Annotated in this window: 16 protein-coding genes; 10 read left to right on the forward strand and 6 right to left on the reverse strand. The window is 55.7% G+C overall.

Annotated features, from left to right (window positions below):
• The first annotated feature begins 123 nt into the window (after positions 1–123).
• Positions 124–687, forward strand: coding sequence for a uracil-DNA glycosylase (locus tag C4520_04295; protein RJP24229.1), 564 nt, complete (start codon positions 124–126; stop codon positions 685–687).
• Positions 688–721: 34 nt separating this feature from the next.
• On the opposite strand, the gene glgX is transcribed toward C4520_04295, so the two are convergent.
• On the reverse strand, positions 722–2,941 hold the full coding sequence (gene glgX, locus C4520_04300; protein ID RJP24230.1) for a glycogen debranching enzyme GlgX: 2,220 nt from the start codon (positions 2,939–2,941) through the stop codon (positions 722–724).
• Positions 2,942–3,216: 275 nt separating this feature from the next.
• Between glgX and C4520_04305 the strand changes: the two genes are divergently transcribed.
• The 9 genes from C4520_04305 to C4520_04345 all read left to right on the forward strand — a co-directional run bounded on the left by C4520_04305 (position 3,217) and on the right by C4520_04345 (position 13,788).
• Positions 3,217–3,681 carry an Hsp20/alpha crystallin family protein gene (locus C4520_04305; GenBank protein RJP24231.1) on the forward strand — a complete coding sequence of 155 codons (465 nt, stop codon included), beginning with the start codon at positions 3,217–3,219 and terminating at the stop codon, positions 3,679–3,681.
• Positions 3,682–4,263: 582 nt separating this feature from the next.
• Complete coding sequence (smc, locus tag C4520_04310; protein RJP24232.1) at positions 4,264–7,911, forward strand: chromosome segregation protein SMC; 3,648 nt, start codon at positions 4,264–4,266, stop codon at positions 7,909–7,911.
• Positions 7,912–8,179: 268 nt separating this feature from the next.
• Positions 8,180–9,160, forward strand: coding sequence for a signal recognition particle-docking protein FtsY (ftsY, locus tag C4520_04315; GenBank protein ID RJP24268.1), 981 nt, complete (start codon positions 8,180–8,182; stop codon positions 9,158–9,160).
• An 84-nt stretch (positions 9,161–9,244) separates the two neighbouring features.
• A complete protein-coding gene (locus C4520_04320; protein RJP24233.1) occupies positions 9,245–10,015 on the forward strand; it encodes an MBL fold metallo-hydrolase in 771 nt (256 codons plus the stop codon).
• Positions 10,012–10,245, forward strand: a complete 234-nt coding sequence (locus C4520_04325; protein RJP24234.1) for a hypothetical protein — start codon at positions 10,012–10,014, stop codon at positions 10,243–10,245. Before C4520_04320 ends, C4520_04325 begins: the two co-directional genes overlap by 4 nt.
• A 437-nt stretch (positions 10,246–10,682) precedes the next feature.
• The gene (locus tag C4520_04330; GenBank protein RJP24235.1) at positions 10,683–11,174 is read left to right on the forward strand and encodes a hypothetical protein; all 492 of its coding nucleotides are present in this window, start codon (positions 10,683–10,685) and stop codon (positions 11,172–11,174) included.
• A gap of 60 nt (positions 11,175–11,234) precedes the next feature.
• A complete protein-coding gene (locus C4520_04335; GenBank protein RJP24236.1) occupies positions 11,235–11,912 on the forward strand; it encodes a flavodoxin family protein in 678 nt (225 codons plus the stop codon).
• Positions 11,779–12,948 carry a hypothetical protein gene (locus C4520_04340; protein ID RJP24237.1) on the forward strand — a complete coding sequence of 390 codons (1,170 nt, stop codon included), beginning with the start codon at positions 11,779–11,781 and terminating at the stop codon, positions 12,946–12,948. Before C4520_04335 ends, C4520_04340 begins: the two co-directional genes overlap by 134 nt.
• 174 nt (positions 12,949–13,122) lie before the next feature.
• On the forward strand, positions 13,123–13,788 hold the full coding sequence (locus C4520_04345) for a TetR/AcrR family transcriptional regulator (GenBank protein ID RJP24238.1): 666 nt from the start codon (positions 13,123–13,125) through the stop codon (positions 13,786–13,788).
• A 65-nt stretch (positions 13,789–13,853) separates the two neighbouring features.
• On the opposite strand, the gene C4520_04350 is transcribed toward C4520_04345, so the two are convergent.
• From C4520_04350 to C4520_04370, 5 genes are all read right to left on the reverse strand, one after another.
• Entirely contained in the window at positions 13,854–14,999 is a 1,146-nt protein-coding gene (locus tag C4520_04350) for an NADH:flavin oxidoreductase (GenBank protein ID RJP24239.1), read from the reverse strand.
• A gap of 3 nt (positions 15,000–15,002) precedes the next feature.
• Positions 15,003–15,887 carry a 16S rRNA (cytidine(1402)-2'-O)-methyltransferase gene (rsmI, locus tag C4520_04355; GenBank protein RJP24240.1) on the reverse strand — a complete coding sequence of 295 codons (885 nt, stop codon included), beginning with the start codon at positions 15,885–15,887 and terminating at the stop codon, positions 15,003–15,005.
• Between the two features lie 12 nt (positions 15,888–15,899).
• Positions 15,900–16,724: an NAD+ synthase gene (locus C4520_04360; protein ID RJP24241.1), complete on the reverse strand. Its 825-nt coding sequence runs from the start codon at positions 16,722–16,724 to the stop codon at positions 15,900–15,902.
• A complete protein-coding gene (locus tag C4520_04365; protein RJP24242.1) occupies positions 16,721–17,581 on the reverse strand; it encodes a hypothetical protein in 861 nt (286 codons plus the stop codon). Before C4520_04365 ends, C4520_04360 begins: the two co-directional genes overlap by 4 nt.
• A gap of 134 nt (positions 17,582–17,715) precedes the next feature.
• Positions 17,716–18,339, reverse strand: coding sequence for a methyltransferase domain-containing protein (locus tag C4520_04370; protein ID RJP24243.1), 624 nt, complete (start codon positions 18,337–18,339; stop codon positions 17,716–17,718).
• Between the last annotated feature and the right edge of the window lie 165 nt (positions 18,340–18,504).

Here is an 18,504-nt window from a genome sequence, read left to right on the forward strand (position 1 = left end):
GGTTCAACCGCGCTATGGTAGGTGCGAATTTATTCGCACATTCAAGACTGGCCGAATGAATTCGGCCCTACCAAAGGGGGGTTCTGCAGCGGAATCCATATTTATAATTTGTGTTGATTACGTATGAATCCTTCATTACAACAACGCCTGGAACAGCTTGAAGAGGTGCATGCCCGGGTGCGCGTGTGCCGGTTGTGTTACCTCTGGAAAACCAGGCAGAATGCGGTTCCCGGAGAAGGCCCGCTTGACCCGAAGGTGATGTTCATCGGGGAAGGTCCGGGAAAAAAAGAAGACGCGACCGGCCGCCCGTTCATCGGCTATTCGGGCCAGTTTTTAAATGAAGCGCTCGAGCGGATCGGCCTGCGGCGAGATGATGTCTTTATCACGTCGAGCGTCAAATGCCTTCCGGTGAATGGGAGGAAGCCGAAGCCGGTCAGCATCGAGGCCTGTAATCCATATCTCCAATCCCAGTTGCAGTTGGTGCGGCCGCGCCTGATTTGCCTGCTTGGCGGAGTCGCCGCTGAAACGGTGCTGGGGGAGAAATCGATTTCGGGAATCAGGGGAAAGATGATCGAGCGCGATCAATACCGCATCCTCGCCACGTTCCACCCGGCGGCCGCCCGTCGATTCAAGAAACGGAGGGACGATTTCCTGAAGGATTTCGAGCTTCTGGCCCGTCAGGTGTGAACCGCGCAGCTCCTTTGAGATTCTACCGCCCGGCTTATTTCCTCGACGCTCTCTTCGCTTTGGAACGATGGGTTTTAGCCGGTTTGGCGCCTTTGGGCCGCGCCGCCCGTCGCTTGGCTGTTTTGCCCTCCAGGTCCGATTCCCTGCGAAAGAGGGCCATCGAGAGAGCTTCCAATTGATACGGGGTAAAACCGGGCGCCTCGAAGGATTTTCCCGGCATCTCCCGGGTATCAAGCACCAATTCCCAATTGATGTCTTCGCGGCACGCGGGAAGGATAAACGAGATTGGCGAGTGGTCCGCGTTCAGAAGCCAGAGAAAGGTGTGGTCGATAATCCGGTTTCCCTGCTCATCCGTTTCCTCGATGGCGTCTCCGGAAAGGCGAATCCCCAAACACCGGCAGTTCGGATTACTCCAATCCTGCTCGTTCATCTCTGTGCCATCGGGCTTGAACCACGTCAGGTCGTTTACTTCGGAGCCCCTGATCTGGCGCCCCTGGAAGAAATGACGACGCCTGAAGACCGGATGCTCGTGGAAAAGACGGGTCAGCAGGCGCGTGAAATCCAGCAGTTCCCGCTGGGCCGCGGTCAATTCCCAGTTGATCCAAGACAACTCATTATCCTGGCAGTATGTGTTATTGTTGCCCATTTGCGTTCGGCTGATTTCATTGCCCGCAAGCAGCATCGGCACCCCTTGTGAGAGCATCAGCGTCGCCATGAAATTGCGCTTTTGGCGCTCTCGCAAAGCGACGATACCCTGATTCTCGGTCAGCCCCTCCTCGCCGCAGTTCCAACTCAGGTTCTCGTTGGTTCCGTCCCGATTGTCTTCCTTGTTCGCCTCGTTGTGCTTTTCGTTGTAACTGACAAGATCGTTCAGCGTGAAGCCGTCATGTGCGGTTATGAAGTTGATGCTCGCATATGGGCGCCGCCCGCCGTGCTCATACAGATCGCTGCTGCCGGTCAGCCGGTAGGCCAATTCCTGCACCTGCCCCGGATCGCTGCGCCAGAACCGCCGGACATTATCCCGATATTTTCCGTTCCATTCAACCCAGAGCACCGGAAAGTTGCCGACCTGATACCCGCCGGGCCCGAGGTCCCACGGCTCGGCTATCAGTTTCACCTGTGAGAGGATCGGGTCCTGATGAATGATGTCGAAGAAGGCGCCCAGTCGATCCACCTCATGCAGTTCGCGCGCCAGGACCGAAGCCAGATCGAACCTGAATCCGTCCACGTGCATCTCGGTCACCCAATAGCGGAGGCTGTCCATGATGAGCCGCAGTACTTCCGAATTCATCATGTTGGGCGAATTGCCGCATCCGCTGAAATCCATGTAGTAGCGCCTGTCATTAGCGACCAGATTGTAATAACTGCTGTTGTCGATTCCCCGAAACGACAGCGTCGGCCCGAGATGGTTCCCCTCGCCCGTGTGGTTGTAGACAACATCGAGGATCACCTCGATCCCGCCGCGATGCAGCATCTTGACCATGTTTTTGAATTCAGTTACTTGCTGGCCGAGGTTCCCCGCGCTCGAATAGCAGGCGTCCGGTGCGAAGAAACCGATCGAATTGTAGCCCCAGTAGTTGGTCAGCCCCTTGTCCACCAGATGCTTGTCGGCAATGAACTGGTGAACCGGCAATAACTCGATCGCCGTTATCCCCAGGCCACGGAGATATTCCACGATCGCCGGATGCGCCAAACCGGCGTATGTCCCACGCATTTCAGCCGGAACGTCCGGATGCCGCATCGTAAAGCCCCTCACGTGCGCTTCATAAATGATCGTCCGGTGCCAAGGTATCCGGGGCTGCACATCTCCCTCCCAGTCGAACTCGGGATCGACCACAACACATTTGGGAAGGAACGGCGCGCTGTCTCCATCGGCTTTCGCAAAATCTTCCGACTCGTGCCCTAAGTGATAGCCGAACAAGGAATCGTCCCAATTTATCCTTCCGGCGATGGCCCGCGCATACGGATCGAGCAGAAGTTTCGCCGGGTTGAATCGGTTTCCCTCTGCCGGATTGTAAGCGCCATGCACGCGGTATCCATAAAGCTGTCCCGGTTTTATGCCGGGAATATAGCCATGCCAAATGCGGTCGGTATAGCCTGTCAGTTGTACGCGCTCTGACTCGCTCGCCTCGAATGCCTTATCAAAGAGGCATAAATCCACCCTCTCGGCATTAGTGGAGAAAAGCGCAAAGTTGGTACCACTCTCGTCAACGGTGGCGCCAAGCGGATATGGTTTTCCGGGCCATAACTCCATTTTCCGGCTCCTCTCTTTTCTACAAATATGACCTATTGGTTTTCAGTTGCCATAAGCTATAACCCGAAGTTTCAAAAGCGAGCGAAAGAAGACTGCAAGTGTCTTAATTTCAATCAGTCGGTGCCGGGCCGGGCCACTGCGTCATCGTCCTCGTTCTCCCATCTATCTCGTATGTCCTTGGAAAACAAGAGAATACAGCAGGTCCTGTATGGACCTGAAAGTTGGCACTCCTTATGCACAACGAGAAGGCAAGGAACGAAAGGAAGGTGGGTTAGATGGCTCTTAACAGATATTCAGGAAGGACCCAAAGATGGAACCCAGTTGCTGATTTGCTGGAGCTTGCCGACCTCTACGGCGGAAGAATGCTGGATGTGCCGGATTTCTTCCAGAACGGCGGAGCGTGGCATCCGGCAGTCGACATGCTCGAAGACAATGATACCGTCTTCGTAAAGATGGATTTGCCCGGCTTGAGCAAAGATGACATAAACATCTCGTTCGACGGCCATATCCTCTCAATCACAGGAGTTCGGAAAGAAGAGGAAATGAAGGAGGGCGCGAGCTACCGGTCGAGGGAACGATTCACCGGCGAATTCCACCGGTACATTCACATTCCGGCGGAAATCTCCTCGGATAAACTGGCTGCCACATTCAAAGACGGCGTCCTGGAGGTTTCACTGCCGAAATCCGAAAAAAATAAACTGAGAAAGATTGCCATTCAATCGGGAGAAGCGACTAAGTAGAGACTGTCTACAGTTGATTCGCGCGCTTCGTTGCGATGGGGACAGTGAATCTGTCCGACGATTGATTGAGTGGTTGTTGCTTCGGGGACAGGCACCAGGGTCGCAGACCCGTATCTACGAATTCAAAAAGGCATGAATTCCGTAAATGGAGCCAGTCCCCTTCGCTTCGGCCAGTCCCCATCGCTATCGGCGGACAGATTGACAGTCCCGCATCTATCCCGCGGGGACGCGGGATCACGCGAGACGTGACTTCCCAAGCGAGGCGCGCGGTCAGCTTGGGCGCTTCGCTCAGCGAGCAGGCGAATTTTATCCTGGGACAGTCCCCATCGCTCAAGAGCCCGATTCAGAGAAAGCGCCGGCGTTTCTCGCGCCGGCGCCTTATTTTCTCAAAACAGGAGGCGCCCACCGATTATAACCCTAAGGCAAACGGGATCTTCTACTAAATATAGGCCTAAAATTGTCTTCAATACTATATATTGTATTTTTTGCTTGACAAAATAAGCAACTGAGGTTATACTATCCCTAAAATTCCATCGGTCCCAAGTCTCTTGCGGCGCTTCCGTCATTCTGGAGACGTAACTTATGTACTTTAAACAGCTTGAACTATTTGGGTTCAAGTCTTTCGCGCAGAAAACCACTCTGCAACTCGAACCTGGAGTCTCGGCGGTGGTTGGCCCGAACGGGTGCGGCAAAAGCAATATCGGCGACGCCGTCCGCTGGGTCCTCGGCGAGCAGAAGATGCGCATCCTCCGCGGGCAGCACATGGAGGATGTCATTTTCAACGGGAGCGACGACCGGCATCCGCTCGGGATGGCCGAGGTGTCGCTCATTATCGATAATTCCGACGGGAAACTGCCGCTGGATTATACGGAAGTCAGCGTCACCCGGCGCTTGTTCCGCTCGGGAGAGAGCGAATATTACATCAACAAGTTGCCCTGCCGGAGAAAAGACGTTGTCGAATTGTTCATGGGAACCGGCATCGGCGCCGATTCCTATTCTCTTATTGAACAGGGTCGGATCGATCTTGTTCTCAGCTCCAAACCCGAGGAACGCCGATACATCTTCGAGGACGCGGCCGGAATTATCAAGTATAAGAGCCGCAAGGACACCGCCCTGCGGAAACTGGAACGGGCGGATGCTAATCTTTTGCGCCTGCAGGACACCATCATCGAGGTGCGCCGCCAGATCAATTCGCTGAAACGACAGGCCAACGCCGCACAGCGATATCGCCAGTCGCGCGACGAACTGCGCGCACTCGAATTGCGACTGGCTCTTGTCAAATACCGACAGCTTGACCATGAACGAAGCGAGCTGTTGAATAAAGCGAATAATCTGAACGAGCAACTCTCGGAAATTGCCAGCAAGCAAGCCGCCGAAGAGGCAAAAATCGAAGCGACCCGGTTGAAATTGCACGAGATCGAGAAAACGTTTTCATCCAAGCAGGGGCAAGCGCGCGAACATCAGAGCGCAATCGATCGCCTGGAAAATCAGGTTGCCCTCTTGCGCGAGAAGATCTCCGCTCTTGCAGATTTGGAAAAACGAAGCGTGCTCGAAATAGAAGAACTCGAGGCCTTGAAAGTTGCTCATGCCGATTCCTCCCGCGTCGCAAGCGAACAAGAATCCGCAGTGCTGCAGGAGGCGGCGAACGCGAAGGATCTTCTTGATGAAAAAGAGACACAGCTCGCCGCGTTGAATGAACAACTTGCCGACTGCGAGCGCCGCCTCGAAAAGATGCGCTCGCTCTCCGTCGAAAAACTCAATCGCAAGGTGAACCTGCAAAACGAACTGCGAGGCGCCGAGAGCAACCTTCAAGAACTCGAAAAGAGAAAGAGCAGGACGAACGAACAGAAAAGCCAGGTCGAACAGAACCTGCACCAGTGTCGCCTTCGACTGAGCGAGACCAGGAACCTTTCCAACTCCCTCCGCGCCGCCCTGGCCTCGCTCAGCTCGAATATAGACTCTCTGACCGGCGAAATCGCCTCGAAGGAACAAGAACTGGAACAATCCATCCTCTCGCACGATCTCGTCCGCGATTCTCTGAGCGCCGCGCGCTCGAAGCTGGCTTCCATCGAGGAATTGCGCGACAGGTTCGAGGGGTACGAAGACGGCGTGCGCGCCGTCATGCGCGCCAAACAGCAGGCGGAACCTCGCGCAGAAGGCGTTCTCGGAACGGTTGCCGAGCTGTTTCACAGCCAGCGCGAACATGAAGCGGCTTTGGAGGCCGCCCTTGGACACAGGCTTCAGCACATCGTGGTGGAAGATGTCCAGGCCGCGCGTCGATGCGCCGAACTCCTCGATGAGACCAAGTCCGGCCGCGCGAGCTTCATCCCGTTGTCGCTCTTCAAAACAAATGGCCACGTGCGGGAACCGCTGGCTGAGGACGATGAAATCATCGATTGGGCGGCGAATCTGGTGACGTGCCAGGAGCGACTGCGCCCGTTGGCCGAGATACTCCTGCGCCGAACACTCGTTCTTACCTCGATCGAGCGCGCGCTCGCGGTAGCCTCATCTCGCGAACCCGCACATAAGCCGGGGAACGGCTCTTCCAAAAACGGCGAATTTCATAATATGAACCTGGTGACGATCGAGGGTGATGCGGTTTCGCGTCTTGGTATCATCAGTTCGGGCGCTCACGGCCAGGGGCGGGGACTCCTGGGAAGAAAAAATGAAATCGATGAATTGAATGAATCGATTGCGCGCCTGACGGCCGAAGCCGAGGCCGGCATCCAAAAGATTTCCCGCCTGAAACAGGAACTGGAAAATCAGCGCAAGCTTCTGCAGGATCTGCATTCGACGACCAACTCACGCGGAATCGAACTTGCCAAAGCCGAGGGCGACGAGCAGCAAGTAACCGAAACACTTACCCGCATGGAGCGGGAGCGCGACGTGCTGGATAAGGAGCACGCGTATGCGGCGGAAGAGTTGGTGGTTATTGAACAGCGGCGCCGGGAGACTCTGCAACAGATCGAGCAAGCTCATCTTGCGGAGGCCCAGCTCAACGAAACACTCAGCAGTACCGGTTCCTTGCTTGCCGAATTGAAAGTACAAAAAGAACAGCTAACCGCCGGAATAACCGATTTCAAGGTGTCCGTCTCGGAGCTGAACCTGAAATGCCAGGCGCTGCGACAGGAACTCGCCCGGCTCAAAAACGAGATCGCGGAGGCCGACCGAAAGATAGAGGAGAAACGGAATCAGCTCGATCGGGCCCGCGAAGCGAGCAGGCGGCACAGCGAAGAGATCGATCTGGTTCGCTCGGAAATCCAGCGCGTATTCGAGCAGAAGCGCCTGCTGGATGCGGAAGTGGTTCAGCTCGAGGAACAGAAGACCCAGGTCCAAAATGAACTGGGTGAACTGGAGAATATGCTCCGCCACACCCGGCACGTATCCCAGGAACTCGGAGATCAGCACCATCAGGCCGAAATCAATCTCGCTCAGATCGGCGAAAAGATTTCGCACGTGAAAGAAAAAACGATCAATGATTACCGCCTCTCGATCTCCGAAGTCGCACAGGAGATACAGGTCGAAGAAGGATTCGACGAGCAGGCCGCCTCGGAGGAGGCCCTGCGGCTGCGGACAAAAATCGAATCGATGGGGCCGGTCAATCTGATAGCGATCGAGGAGTTCGAAGAATTTCAGCACCGGTACGATTTTCTCATTCAACAGGAAACGGACCTGCGCAAGGCCAAGGAGTCGCTCCTCGGTATCATCAAGAAGATCAACGAAACGACACAGGAAATGTTCGTTCAGACCTTCGAGCAGATTCAGGTGCATTTCTATGATATCTTCCGCCACCTCTTCGGCGGAGGCCGCGCCAGCGTCTCGCTCCTCGATCCATCGGCTCCGCTCGAGAGCGGCATCGAGATCAGCGTGCACCCGCCGGGGAAAAAACCGCAAAACATCTCTGTTCTCTCCGGCGGCGAAAAAGCGCTTACCGCGATCGCCCTTCTTTTCGCCATCTTCAGGACCAAGCCGAGCCCGTTCTGCCTTCTTGATGAAGTGGATGCCCCGCTCGATGACAGCAACATCCTGCGCTTCGCGCGCCTGGTGAAGCTGTTCTCCGAAAATGTTCAGTTCATTCTGGTCACCCACAATAAGCGCTCGATGGAACTGGCCGACGTGCTCTACGGAATAACCATGGAAGAGCGCGGCGTCAGCCAGATCGTCTCGGTCAAACTGAAGAAGCCCCAACCCGCAGCCTTCGAGTTCCTTGAGCCGACCGCCGCCACGTGATATAATACGGTTGTTCCCACCAGCGGGATGTTAACGTCCCGCTCTTTTTTTCAAAATCTCTTTGTTGGGGAACAAGTGTGCAGGCGAACACGAGGAGACTGTCCGGCCTTTGAGCGGCTCGTTCTTGCTCTGGGGACAGACACCATTCTACGAATTCAAAAAAGACGTGAATTCCGTAAACGGAGTCAGTCCCCGTCGCAGGGAAACAGTCCCCATCGCGACCGCTGGACAGATTGATGACGCCCCGTTTTCGGCGAAGGATTTCATCATGTTTGGAATTGGCGAAAAAAGTAAAGATAAATCGAACGAAAAAAGCAGCGAAAAAAATAAGATCGGAATCATTGCCCGGCTGCGCGAGCGCCTGACGAAGACGCGCGAAGATTTTGCGGTGCGCGTGCGCACCGTCTTTCGCAGTGGAAAGATCAGCGAAGAACTCTTCGAGGAACTCGAGGCGACTCTCATCCAGGCGGACATGGGAATGAAAACTACGGAACAACTGCTGGAAAAACTGCGGGAGCGCGTGAAAAGGAATAAATTGGCTGATTCGCAGCAACTTTATTCCGTTCTCGAGGAGGAATTGATTGCGCTCATGGTCCGTCCGGAAGAGCCGCCTGCCATCGAACCGGAGACGGCGGGCCCGAGAGCCGTCCTCATGATCGGCGTGAACGGCGTCGGCAAGACCACCACGATCGGGAAACTGGCGTACCAGTATTCCCAACGAAATAAGAAAGTCATGGTTGCCGCGTCCGATACGTTCCGCGCCGCCGCCATCGAGCAACTCGAGATCTGGGCGCAGCGGGCCAACGCCGACATCGTCAAACATAAATCGGGCGCCGATCCGGCCGCCGTCGCATACGATGCTCTCTCCGCCGCGAAAGCGCGGAAGATCGATTATCTGATTATTGATACCGCGGGCCGTCTCCACACGAAGGTCAACCTGATGGAGGAGTTGAAAAAGATCAAGCGGGTGCTGGGGAAGCTCGACCCAACCGCTCCGCATGAGGTACTGATGGTGCTGGATGCCACCACCGGGCAAAACGCCCTGTCGCAGGCTCGCCTGTTCACCCAGGCGCTCGGGGTGACCGGCATTGTATTGACAAAGCTGGACGGCACCGCGAAGGGAGGCATTGTCGTCGCGATCCACCAGGAGTTCGGAATCCCCGTCAAATATATTGGCGTCGGCGAGTCGCTTGACGATCTCAAGCCCTTCCACCCTGATGAGTTTGTGCGGGCACTATTCGAGGATTGAGCGGCGTGCGCCTTCTTGCGCCGTGTCTTTCAATGCCGGCGCCGCCTTCTGCCCGGATGAGTTGGCCTCTCTGGAGCTGATTCCGTGAAAATCATCATCATGGGCTCGGGCACTTCTCTTGGGGTGCCGGTGATCGGATGCACGTGCAAAGTGTGCACCTCGTCCGATCCCCGCAATCAACGCACGCGAGCCTCGATCTGCGTTCAGTCGGCTTCCGGAAGAAATATTCTGGTTGACACCGCAACCGAATTGCGCCTTCAGGCAGTGCGCAATAAAATCAAATCGGTGGAAATGATCCTGTTCACCCATTATCATGCCGATCACATCCACGGACTGGACGATGTGAGAGTGTTCAATTGGGTGGCGCAGGGTTCGATAACATGTTATGCGAACGATCCAACCATCGAGCGTCTCAAGCGCGTCTTCTTTTATGCGTTCGAGCACGAGTACGGCTGGGGCTCGATCCCGCACGTCACCCTCAAGCGCATGCCGGAAACGCTCCAGATGGACGAAATCCGGGTGACGCCGATCCCGCTCATGCATGGCCGCTCGCCGGTGCTCGGATTCAGATTCAATGACGCCGCTTATCTGACCGACTGCAACTTCATTCCCCCGGAATCGCTGGAGCGCCTGCATGGATTGCGCCTGCTCATTATGGATGCGCTCCGCAGGGCTCCGCACCCAACCCACTTCAGCCTCGAGGAAGCCGTCGGCGCGATTGAGAAGCTGGCCCCCGAGCGCGCGCTCCTGACTCACCTCAGCCACGATCTCGATCATGGGGAGATCGAGGCCGCGCTGCCTGCTCACATCAGGCTCTCCTACGATGGACAGGTCGTGGAGCTCGACCAGACATGATGAAGCTCTACCATATGTGGTTGTGCCCCTATTGCTTTAAAGTGAGAAGGAAGTTGAAGCAACTGGATATCCCGTGCGAAAAGGTCTGGGTCGGCTTTCATCCATCGCGCTGGGCCGAGGTCGAGCGGCTCACCGGCAAAGCCGTTGTCCCGGTCATTGTAGATGGGGACAGAGTAATAGCGGAATCCGCCGTTATCTGCGACTACCTCGGTTCCATCAGCCGCCATTGAATTTCTCATTTACGGTCCCGCTTGATCGAAAACATTTCATTCAAGTAGCATGCAGACCCAGGTGATGCTATAGTTTTTTCGATTTATCCGGGCAATTCTCATCGTATTTTCCCTCGCATCGAGTGAGGGGCGGGGTGAGAGGGCATCAGGCCGGTGACTCGGCGACCTGCCTTACCCTCGGATTATCTCATCATCGGCGCTCGGCAACACTCATTTCCCGAGAGAACATTCGGGTCACGGTAGACACAGTTAAACAAATACGGTCAAGAAAGGAGGTTCCCGTTTTTTGCGATATCCTGAAATGGGGGATGTTACTCCGATCCGGATGCCGCCCTCAGAGAAAAACGATGTGTCATCCTCCATGCCCTTTTTGCTTTACTGCCACGATTCTTTGTATAATGGAATTGTTTGCAGGCTCATTGAAAGGAGCATGAAAAGTGGACGTGCCAAGTGATGAGAAGATCCCTGAGACCCGCTTTGCGGAACCCGAAGCAACGGTCTGCTGCTTCTATAATTCCATATTCGGCCATCTCCGGAACTGGCCACAGGCGTTCTCCTGCCTTACTCGGGCCGAGCGTGAAAGATTTGAAGCCCGCGGGGGAATATTCGCGTTTGCGGATTATTGGGAAGATAAGCTTTCCTTTCTCGAAGACCTGGTGAAGAAGCGCCATAGGGAGTATCCGTACCGGCACCGCAGCTGCTTTTCGATGGACAATGTGTGTTATGAATCGCTTTCGGGCGATCATGCCGTCGTACTCCTCGAACTGCTTGAGAACCATCTCTCGCGGGAACGCCTTGTGGTGGTTCAACGGAAAGCCCTGTTTCGAGAAGGAGCCGATTGGCTGTTAACGAACGGCGAGCTTGAGGGAAAGCTGAATGAGGTTATCACGGTGCATACGCTGCAGCGCCCGCGCTACGCACCGGTCTAGAGCCTCTTCGCACCCCGCGAGTCACCCCATAAAGGACGCCGGCACGGGGCCCCGACGGCTTTGCTGTGCTTACTACATTGCCCGTTCTGTCTGCTCTATAGGAGGATATTCGTGACGGACGTACTAGGCTTGGCTGCCAGTCCGCGCACGGGCGGAAATTCCGAGATTCTTCTCGACGCATGCCTCAAGGGAACGGCACAGGCGGGACTGTCCGCTGAAAAAATCAGGATATGCGACCTTAATATATCGCCATGCCTCAACTGCGGCGGGTGCGCAAAGACCGGCACATGCGTGGTCAAAGACGATATGCAAATGCTGCATGAAAAATTTCGTGATATGAAGCTTCTTGTCGTATCATCTCCGGTTTTCTTTATGGGGCTTCCCGCGCAGTTGAAGGCGGTCGTCGATAGATGCCAGGCGATCTGGGCCCGAAAGTACATCCTTCATCGGCGTATGCCCAAACCGGAGACGCGGCGAGCGGCCTTCATCCAGGTCGGCGGGATGAAGAAGGAGAAGATATTTGACTGCGGCCTCATCACCATCGGCGCATTCTTTGCCACGCTCGATTACACTTTTTTCGGGGAATTGCTGCTGAATAATATCGATGAGAAAGGCGCCGTGCTGGCACACCCCGAGGCGCTTCGACAGGCGCGCGAACTCGGTGAGGCGCTTGCGCTCGGAAAAGCCGCCCATATCGGCCCAAAAGCGACAACCAACGACGATAGGAAGCGAAGCTGAACGAAAAATGGAAAAAAGGAAACTGCGCGCGACCGCGAAAAAGGTCGATCGGCTGCTGAAGCTGCTTTCGGATAAGAAGAACATTCTTATCATGACGCATGATAATCCCGATCCGGACACGCTCGCGAGCGCGTTGGCGCTGCGCGATCTTATTCAGAAGAAACTGAAAACCACCGTCACGATCGGGTTCACCGGCATCGTCGGCCGGGCCGAGAACAAAGCGATGATCCGACATCTGAATATTCCACTCAAGAGGCTTGACGAGATCGAGGTCTCCAGGTATGATACGACCGTCCTTGTAGACAGCCAGCCGCACACGGGGCTCCTCGGGTTGCCGATCGAACCCGACGTGGTAATTGACCACCACCCGGTTCGCCCAGAATCGCGAAGGGCAATCTATCACGATATCCAGACCAGCATCGGCTCGACGTCCACCATTCTCACCCAATATTATATTGCCGAAAATATCGATATGGATGCCCGCCTGGCGACGGCGTTGCTGTACGGAGTCAAATCGGATACGCGCGACCTCGGCCGCGAGACCAGCAAGTATGATCTGGAAGCCTACCTTTATCTGTACCCTCGCGCAAACCTGAAAATCCTGTCTCAGATCGAAAACGCCGAGGTCCCCGCGGAGTATTTCCGGGTATATGAAAAGGCGATCGAGAATGCGATCGTTATGAACGGCGCAGTCGTCAGTTTCCTCGACGATATCAATAATCCCGATATGGTGGCAGAAATGACCGATATGCTCGTCCGCCTCGAGGGTACCTGCTGCGCACTTGTCGGCGGCTATTATCAGGAGCAAATCTTCATTTCCATCCGCACGCGAGACTGCGATGTCAACGCCGGTAAGCTGGTCCAGCGCATCGTGGGAAAACTCGGCCGCGCCGGCGGTCACGGCAGCATGTCGGCTGGACGGATCAAGTTGGAAACCATGTCGGATAAAGAGAAATCCAACATCGAGAAAGTCATCATCCGCCGCCTGCGCCGATGCTTGCGTATCAAACAAGCCCGCGGGAAAAAACTGGTTTGAATTTGCCGAAGACCCACTTTCTCGATGCCCGCCAAACGTTGGGTCGCGCCCTGCCGGTCAACCTCTTGACACCGCAATCCCCTATCTGTTATGTTGCTGTACCAGCATAAGCGATGAGGGCTGACTCCGTTTGCGATTCCCTTCTTTGGATGGTCTGTCCCCGGAGAGGACAAAATGAGCGAAAATCACGACGCCGGCACAAAAAAATCCATCATAGACGCATCTCTCAGCCTCTTCGCGCGACGCGGATACCACGGCACCTCAATTGCCCAAATCGCAGAAGCGACCGGCCTCACGAAGGGCGCGCTCTACTGGTATTTCAAGGGAGGAAAAGAGGAACTGTTCCTTACCGTTCTCGACACGATCAAGGAGAAATGGCACGGGGCGGTAATGGACAAGATGGAATCAGTTGGGGGAGCGGCAGAAAAGCTTGCACAGTTCTTCGATGCCACGGCGGAGATGGTCGCCGCGGATAGCAACCCCTACTCGATGCACCTCTTTCTCATTTCGGCCGGCGCCCAGCCGGAAATGAAGGAATTCGAGGAAGCGATCCGCGCTGCCTACGCAGGATACGTAAAAATGATTGCCGACACCATAAGAAGCGGACAGGAGGATGGGGAGATAGCCCGGGATCTCGATGCCGAAGCGATCGCGGTCGGACTCATCGGATGCCTCGAAGGCATCGTGCTTCAGGCGCGCCTCCATTCGCCGGCCACCGTCGCCGCCGCAACCGCGGAAATGAAACGCCAGTTCTTCCGCTCTCTCTGCATGACGCCGGTCCGTCCGCAAAAAAAAGAAAAAATTCACACGCTCAGCGCCGATCAGCTTCATCTCTTTTAATGAGCCCAGCCGCCGGATGCATCGCTATCAGATATATCAACTTCTTATGTTTAAGGCTGGCCTGCTCAACTTGTCGTAACATTCTTATCCCGCCGCTTCTTTTGCGCCTCTTCGACATAGCACCGTAGCGGCTGCGAAAAGACGTTCTCCGCGCACTTGCTGCAGGAGATGCACGACGCCTTGCTCAGGTCGCCGTTCTTCCATCGCTTTATCAGATGAGGCTCGCGAATGAGAGGCCGGCAAAACGCGGCCAGATCGGCGATTCCGTCGGTAAGCGCCCTCTCCACGACGCGCGGAGTCTTCAAGCCGCCGACCAGAATCAAGGGAATATCGACCGCTTGTCTCAATGTTTCCGCGTGCGGCCGAAAATACGCCTCGTCGGACTCTTTCTTGATGCCCTTGCGGCTGGTCGAGTCGGGCGCCTCATATATTCCGCCGGTAATCTCGATGCAGTCGATGCCTCCTGCGGCGATATGCGCCGCCACGCGCGCCGCCTCCTCTTTCTCCAGGCCGCCCGGGACCGAATCCTCGCAATTCATCTTGATCATGACCGGATATTCGTCGCCCACAAGCTCGCGAGCGCGCCGCACGATATCGACGATGATTCTCGCCCTGCGCGCCGAGTCGCCGCCGTAATCATCGGTTCGGCGGTTGGTGTACGGCGAAATGAAGTTGCTGAGGAGGTAGCCGTGCCCGCCGTGGAGTTGGACCGCGTCAAAGCCGGCCTCTTTCACTCTTCGGCATGCCTGCGCGAATTTCTCGACGACGTCGTCGATGTCGGTCTTAGTCATCTCGCGCGGCATGTTGCCGAACGCCTTCTCTTCCACCGCCGACGGAGCGATTGCCGGCTCTCCTCGCAACATTGGATTCTCCTGGCGCCCGGGGTGAACGACCTGCATCGCGATGCGCGCCCCGCGCCTGTGAACATCGTCGACTATCGGCCGCCATTTGGCTATGACCGCGTCGTTGTCGATAAAGGTGGGGTAGGGGAGGCCGTCGCCATCGGGGAGCGGCAGCTTGAATCGCTCGATGAGAGACGCGCTTGTGATAATCAAGCCGACCTCGCCGTCGGCAAGATCAGAATACAGCCTGGCCAGCGCCGCGCTCGGCTCGCCCGACGGCGTTCCCAAACCCTCGTACGTGGCGGACCTGACCGTCCTGTTGCGGATTTTCATTCCCTTGATTTGCACCGGCTCAAACATCTTTGGCATGGTTCATTCCTTTTCTTCTTCTTTCAGCAACGCCTCATACACGTCCCTGCGCGACAGATTCAGTCGCCGCGCAACTTCACGCATCGCCTCTTTCCTCGAAAGCCTTTTCTCCTGCATCAGCCGATGGACTAACGCCGCCGGATTGGGAGGGGGGCCTTCCTCGAAAACCGCCGCAGGTTCCATCGAGCCCTCCAGGATGACGACGCATTCGCCGCGAGGCTCGCGCTCGGCGAAATGAGCAAGAAGCTGCGCCGCGTCTCCGCGGATGACCTCCTCGAATTTTTTCGTCAATTCGCGCGCAATCGCGATCCTGCGGCCGGGCGCCATCCGCTCGATCAGTTCGAGCGCATTCACCAGCCGCTTCGGCGACTCGAAGAAGACCGTCGTCGAGCCGGAAGCAAGCGCGCGCCGCATGAAATCGGCTCGCTCGCCGGCCTTGCGCGGGGGGAAACCCGAAAACGTGAACGCGTTTGTAGGCAAACCCGAAACGACCAGCGCGCTGATCAGCGCGCTCGCGCCCGGAACCACAGTCACCTCGATATCGCCCTCGAGCGCCGCCACGATCAATTCGTGGCCGGGATCGGAAATGCCCGGCATGCCGGCATCGCTCACCAGCGCGATCCGTTCGCCTGCTCCGAGCCGCGAGATGAGCAGCGGGATTCTGCTGCGCTTGTTGTGCTCGTGATAGGAGACCAGCGGCGTGTGAATATCGTAGTGCGACAGCAGCTTTCGCGTGTGCCGAGTATCTTCGGCGGCGATTACATTCACATCTTTGAGGATGCGGAGGGCGCGAAGCGTTATGTCTTCCAGATTCCCAATCGGGGTCCCGACAACGAATAGTATTCCGCCGTCTGCGGAATAATGTCTCGGGTTCTCATTCACTGTCATTGGAATGGCGGATCAGACTCCCCAGTCGCGCGGATAGCGGAAATCCCTGTCGATCGTGCGGTGGGACAGCTTTGCAATAATCGGGAGCCGGCGCTTGTATTGGGTTCGCTGCATTGTCTCGAACACCCTGTGAATGAAATCCTCCTCGTAGCCCATCTCGAGAAGTTCCGCCACGGCGAAACGCTTGTCGACCAGCAGGTAGAGCAGCTTGTCCACCTCGGCATACGTGAAACCGAGTTCGGCTTCGTCCGTCTGGCCGGCCCACAGGTCGGCGCTCGGCGGTTTCCCGATGATCTCGTCCGGCACCCCCAGATATTTCGCCAATTGGCGCACCTGGGTCTTATACAGGTCCCCGATCGGATTGAGAGCGGACGCCATATCGCCCCACAATGTTGTGTAACCGAGAAGGAACTCGCTTTTGTTGCTCGTCCCAAGCACGAGCGCATCGTGCTCGGCCGATTTATCGTACAGGATGATCATGCGCTGGCGCGCCATGACGTTTCCCTTGCGCCTGTTGTCGGCGTTCGGAATATATTTGAAGTAGGCATCGACCATGGGAGTGATTTCAACCTGCTCGATGTGTATGCCGCTCATTTCTGCAACTTCTTTCGCGTGGCGCGTGCTGTCGGGACTGCTCGTTTTGTACGGCATGATGATGCCCCACACGTTTTCCTTGCCCAGCGCGCGCGCCGCCAGAAACGCCGACGTCGAAGAGTCCACTCCGCCGGATATGCCCACTACCGCGTGTTTGTACCCTATTTTTGTCACTTCCTCTTTGATGAAACGGGTGAGAATATCGGTCACGATTTCCGGGTCGATTGCAAGTTGATTACTCATTCACGATTCCCCCGCTCGGTCGCTATCCGCTGAAGCTCGCGCAGCGTCAGCAGGAGCTTTTCATCCCGGCGGACCGGCGTGTACATCTGCGCCCGCCGTATCTTCTCAGGGTCGATATCTACTACGAGCAGTTCTTCGTCGAGGTACTTCGCCTTTCCCGCCAGTTCCCCGTCGGGATCGATCACCTCGGAGCCGCCCCAGAAGGTGACTCCATCCTCGCAGCCCACGCGGTTCGCAAAGACAACGTAACAGCAGAAGGCGCTTGCATAGGTGCGGTTCAGGTTCTCCCATATGTCATAGATGTCGAGGCGCGAACCTGCTTTCATTCCCCGCGCCGGACTGGTCGCGAGGTGAAGCATGATGTTCGCGCCGTCTGCGCTCAGAATACAGCCGGTCGAGAGGTGCCAGACATCCTCGCAGATCAGGATGCCCGTGCGTCCGAATTTCGTATCGAAAGCGGAGATAGAATCGCCGGATGCAAAGTAGCGAAGCTCGTCAAACATTCCATATGTCGGCAGATATACCTTCCGGTGCCGATGAACAATCTTCCCATCCTCCAGGTACAGGGCGGAGTTGTAGAACTTGTGGTCGGCGCTCTCTTCGGCATAACCGAAAGCGATTGTTATCCCGCGACTGTGTTTCAGCATCTTTTGAATCACCCGATGCTGATCGTGCATCGCGACCACGGGAACCATGTCGCGCAGATGATAGCCGGTCAAACCAAGCTCCGGCAGCACAAGCATCTGAACTCCCTTTTCCTTTGCCCTGCCGATGTACTCCTCGACAATAGCAAGGTTTCTCTCGATGTTGCCCAGTGTCGGCTTGATTTGTCCTACGCCTATCCTGATCTTTGCCATAATTCCACAAATGCACAAGCAGTAATGACATTGTAGAAAGGGAAGGCCGAATATTTCGATTGCCGGACGCAGATTCCCCCGAAATCATCCGTTAGAATCTAGCATAAGCCGGCGTGAGTGTCAATTTTCTGAGGTTATTTAATAATTCTGAGGATGAAGCCCCACGCGTTCAGCCAGAAAAAGGCGGGCGTGAAATATTCCTGCTGAATGCCGGAAAAGCCGATCTCGTTCACGACGCCAACGAGTTCTTGTGGTGAATAACACTTCGGATCGCCAAACGGGCGAAACAGGAAATTATTGAGCGCGGTCTTCCTCGACATGAAAACGTACATGCGGCCGCCGCTCTTTAACGTGCGCCCCAGCGACACAAACCCATCTTTGATGTTCGGCACATACTCGAGCATGGCCGCCGTCAGGATCAGATCGAAATATTCGTCCGGATACGACAGATGCCGGACGTCACCCTGCCTCATATCGACTGGAAAAGAACAGCGGCTGCGGAATAACGACAGCATCTGCGGAGATATGTCGAACGCATGCTGCTTTATCTCCGAGCTGCCTTCACGCGCTGCTTTGTCGGCGATCGCTTTGCTCAGAAGGCCGAATCCACATCCCGCATCCAATATCTTTTCGCCATCACGCACATCGATCTTTCGGAAAACGAAGCTCCTCATTCCCTGCGGATACAGAAAACAATTCACGAAGATCCTGTACCGAAGACTGGTCGATTCGTCATAGACAATTTCGGCCATGTTCATCTCGGGAAAAAACTCCGGGACACAACCAATTTTGGATTTTGGATTCTGGATTGAAGGCTTAATAAGTAACTGGCTCTTCCCCCATGATCATTGGGCTTAAGTTGTGACATCTGCAAAAAAAGGGGACATAAATTCAAGATTTCGAAAGTGAATAGTACGGGGAAC

It is taken from the genome of Candidatus Abyssobacteria bacterium SURF_5, assembly GCA_003598085.1.
Lineage (GTDB): Bacteria > Abyssobacteria > SURF-5 > SURF-5 > SURF-5 > SURF-5.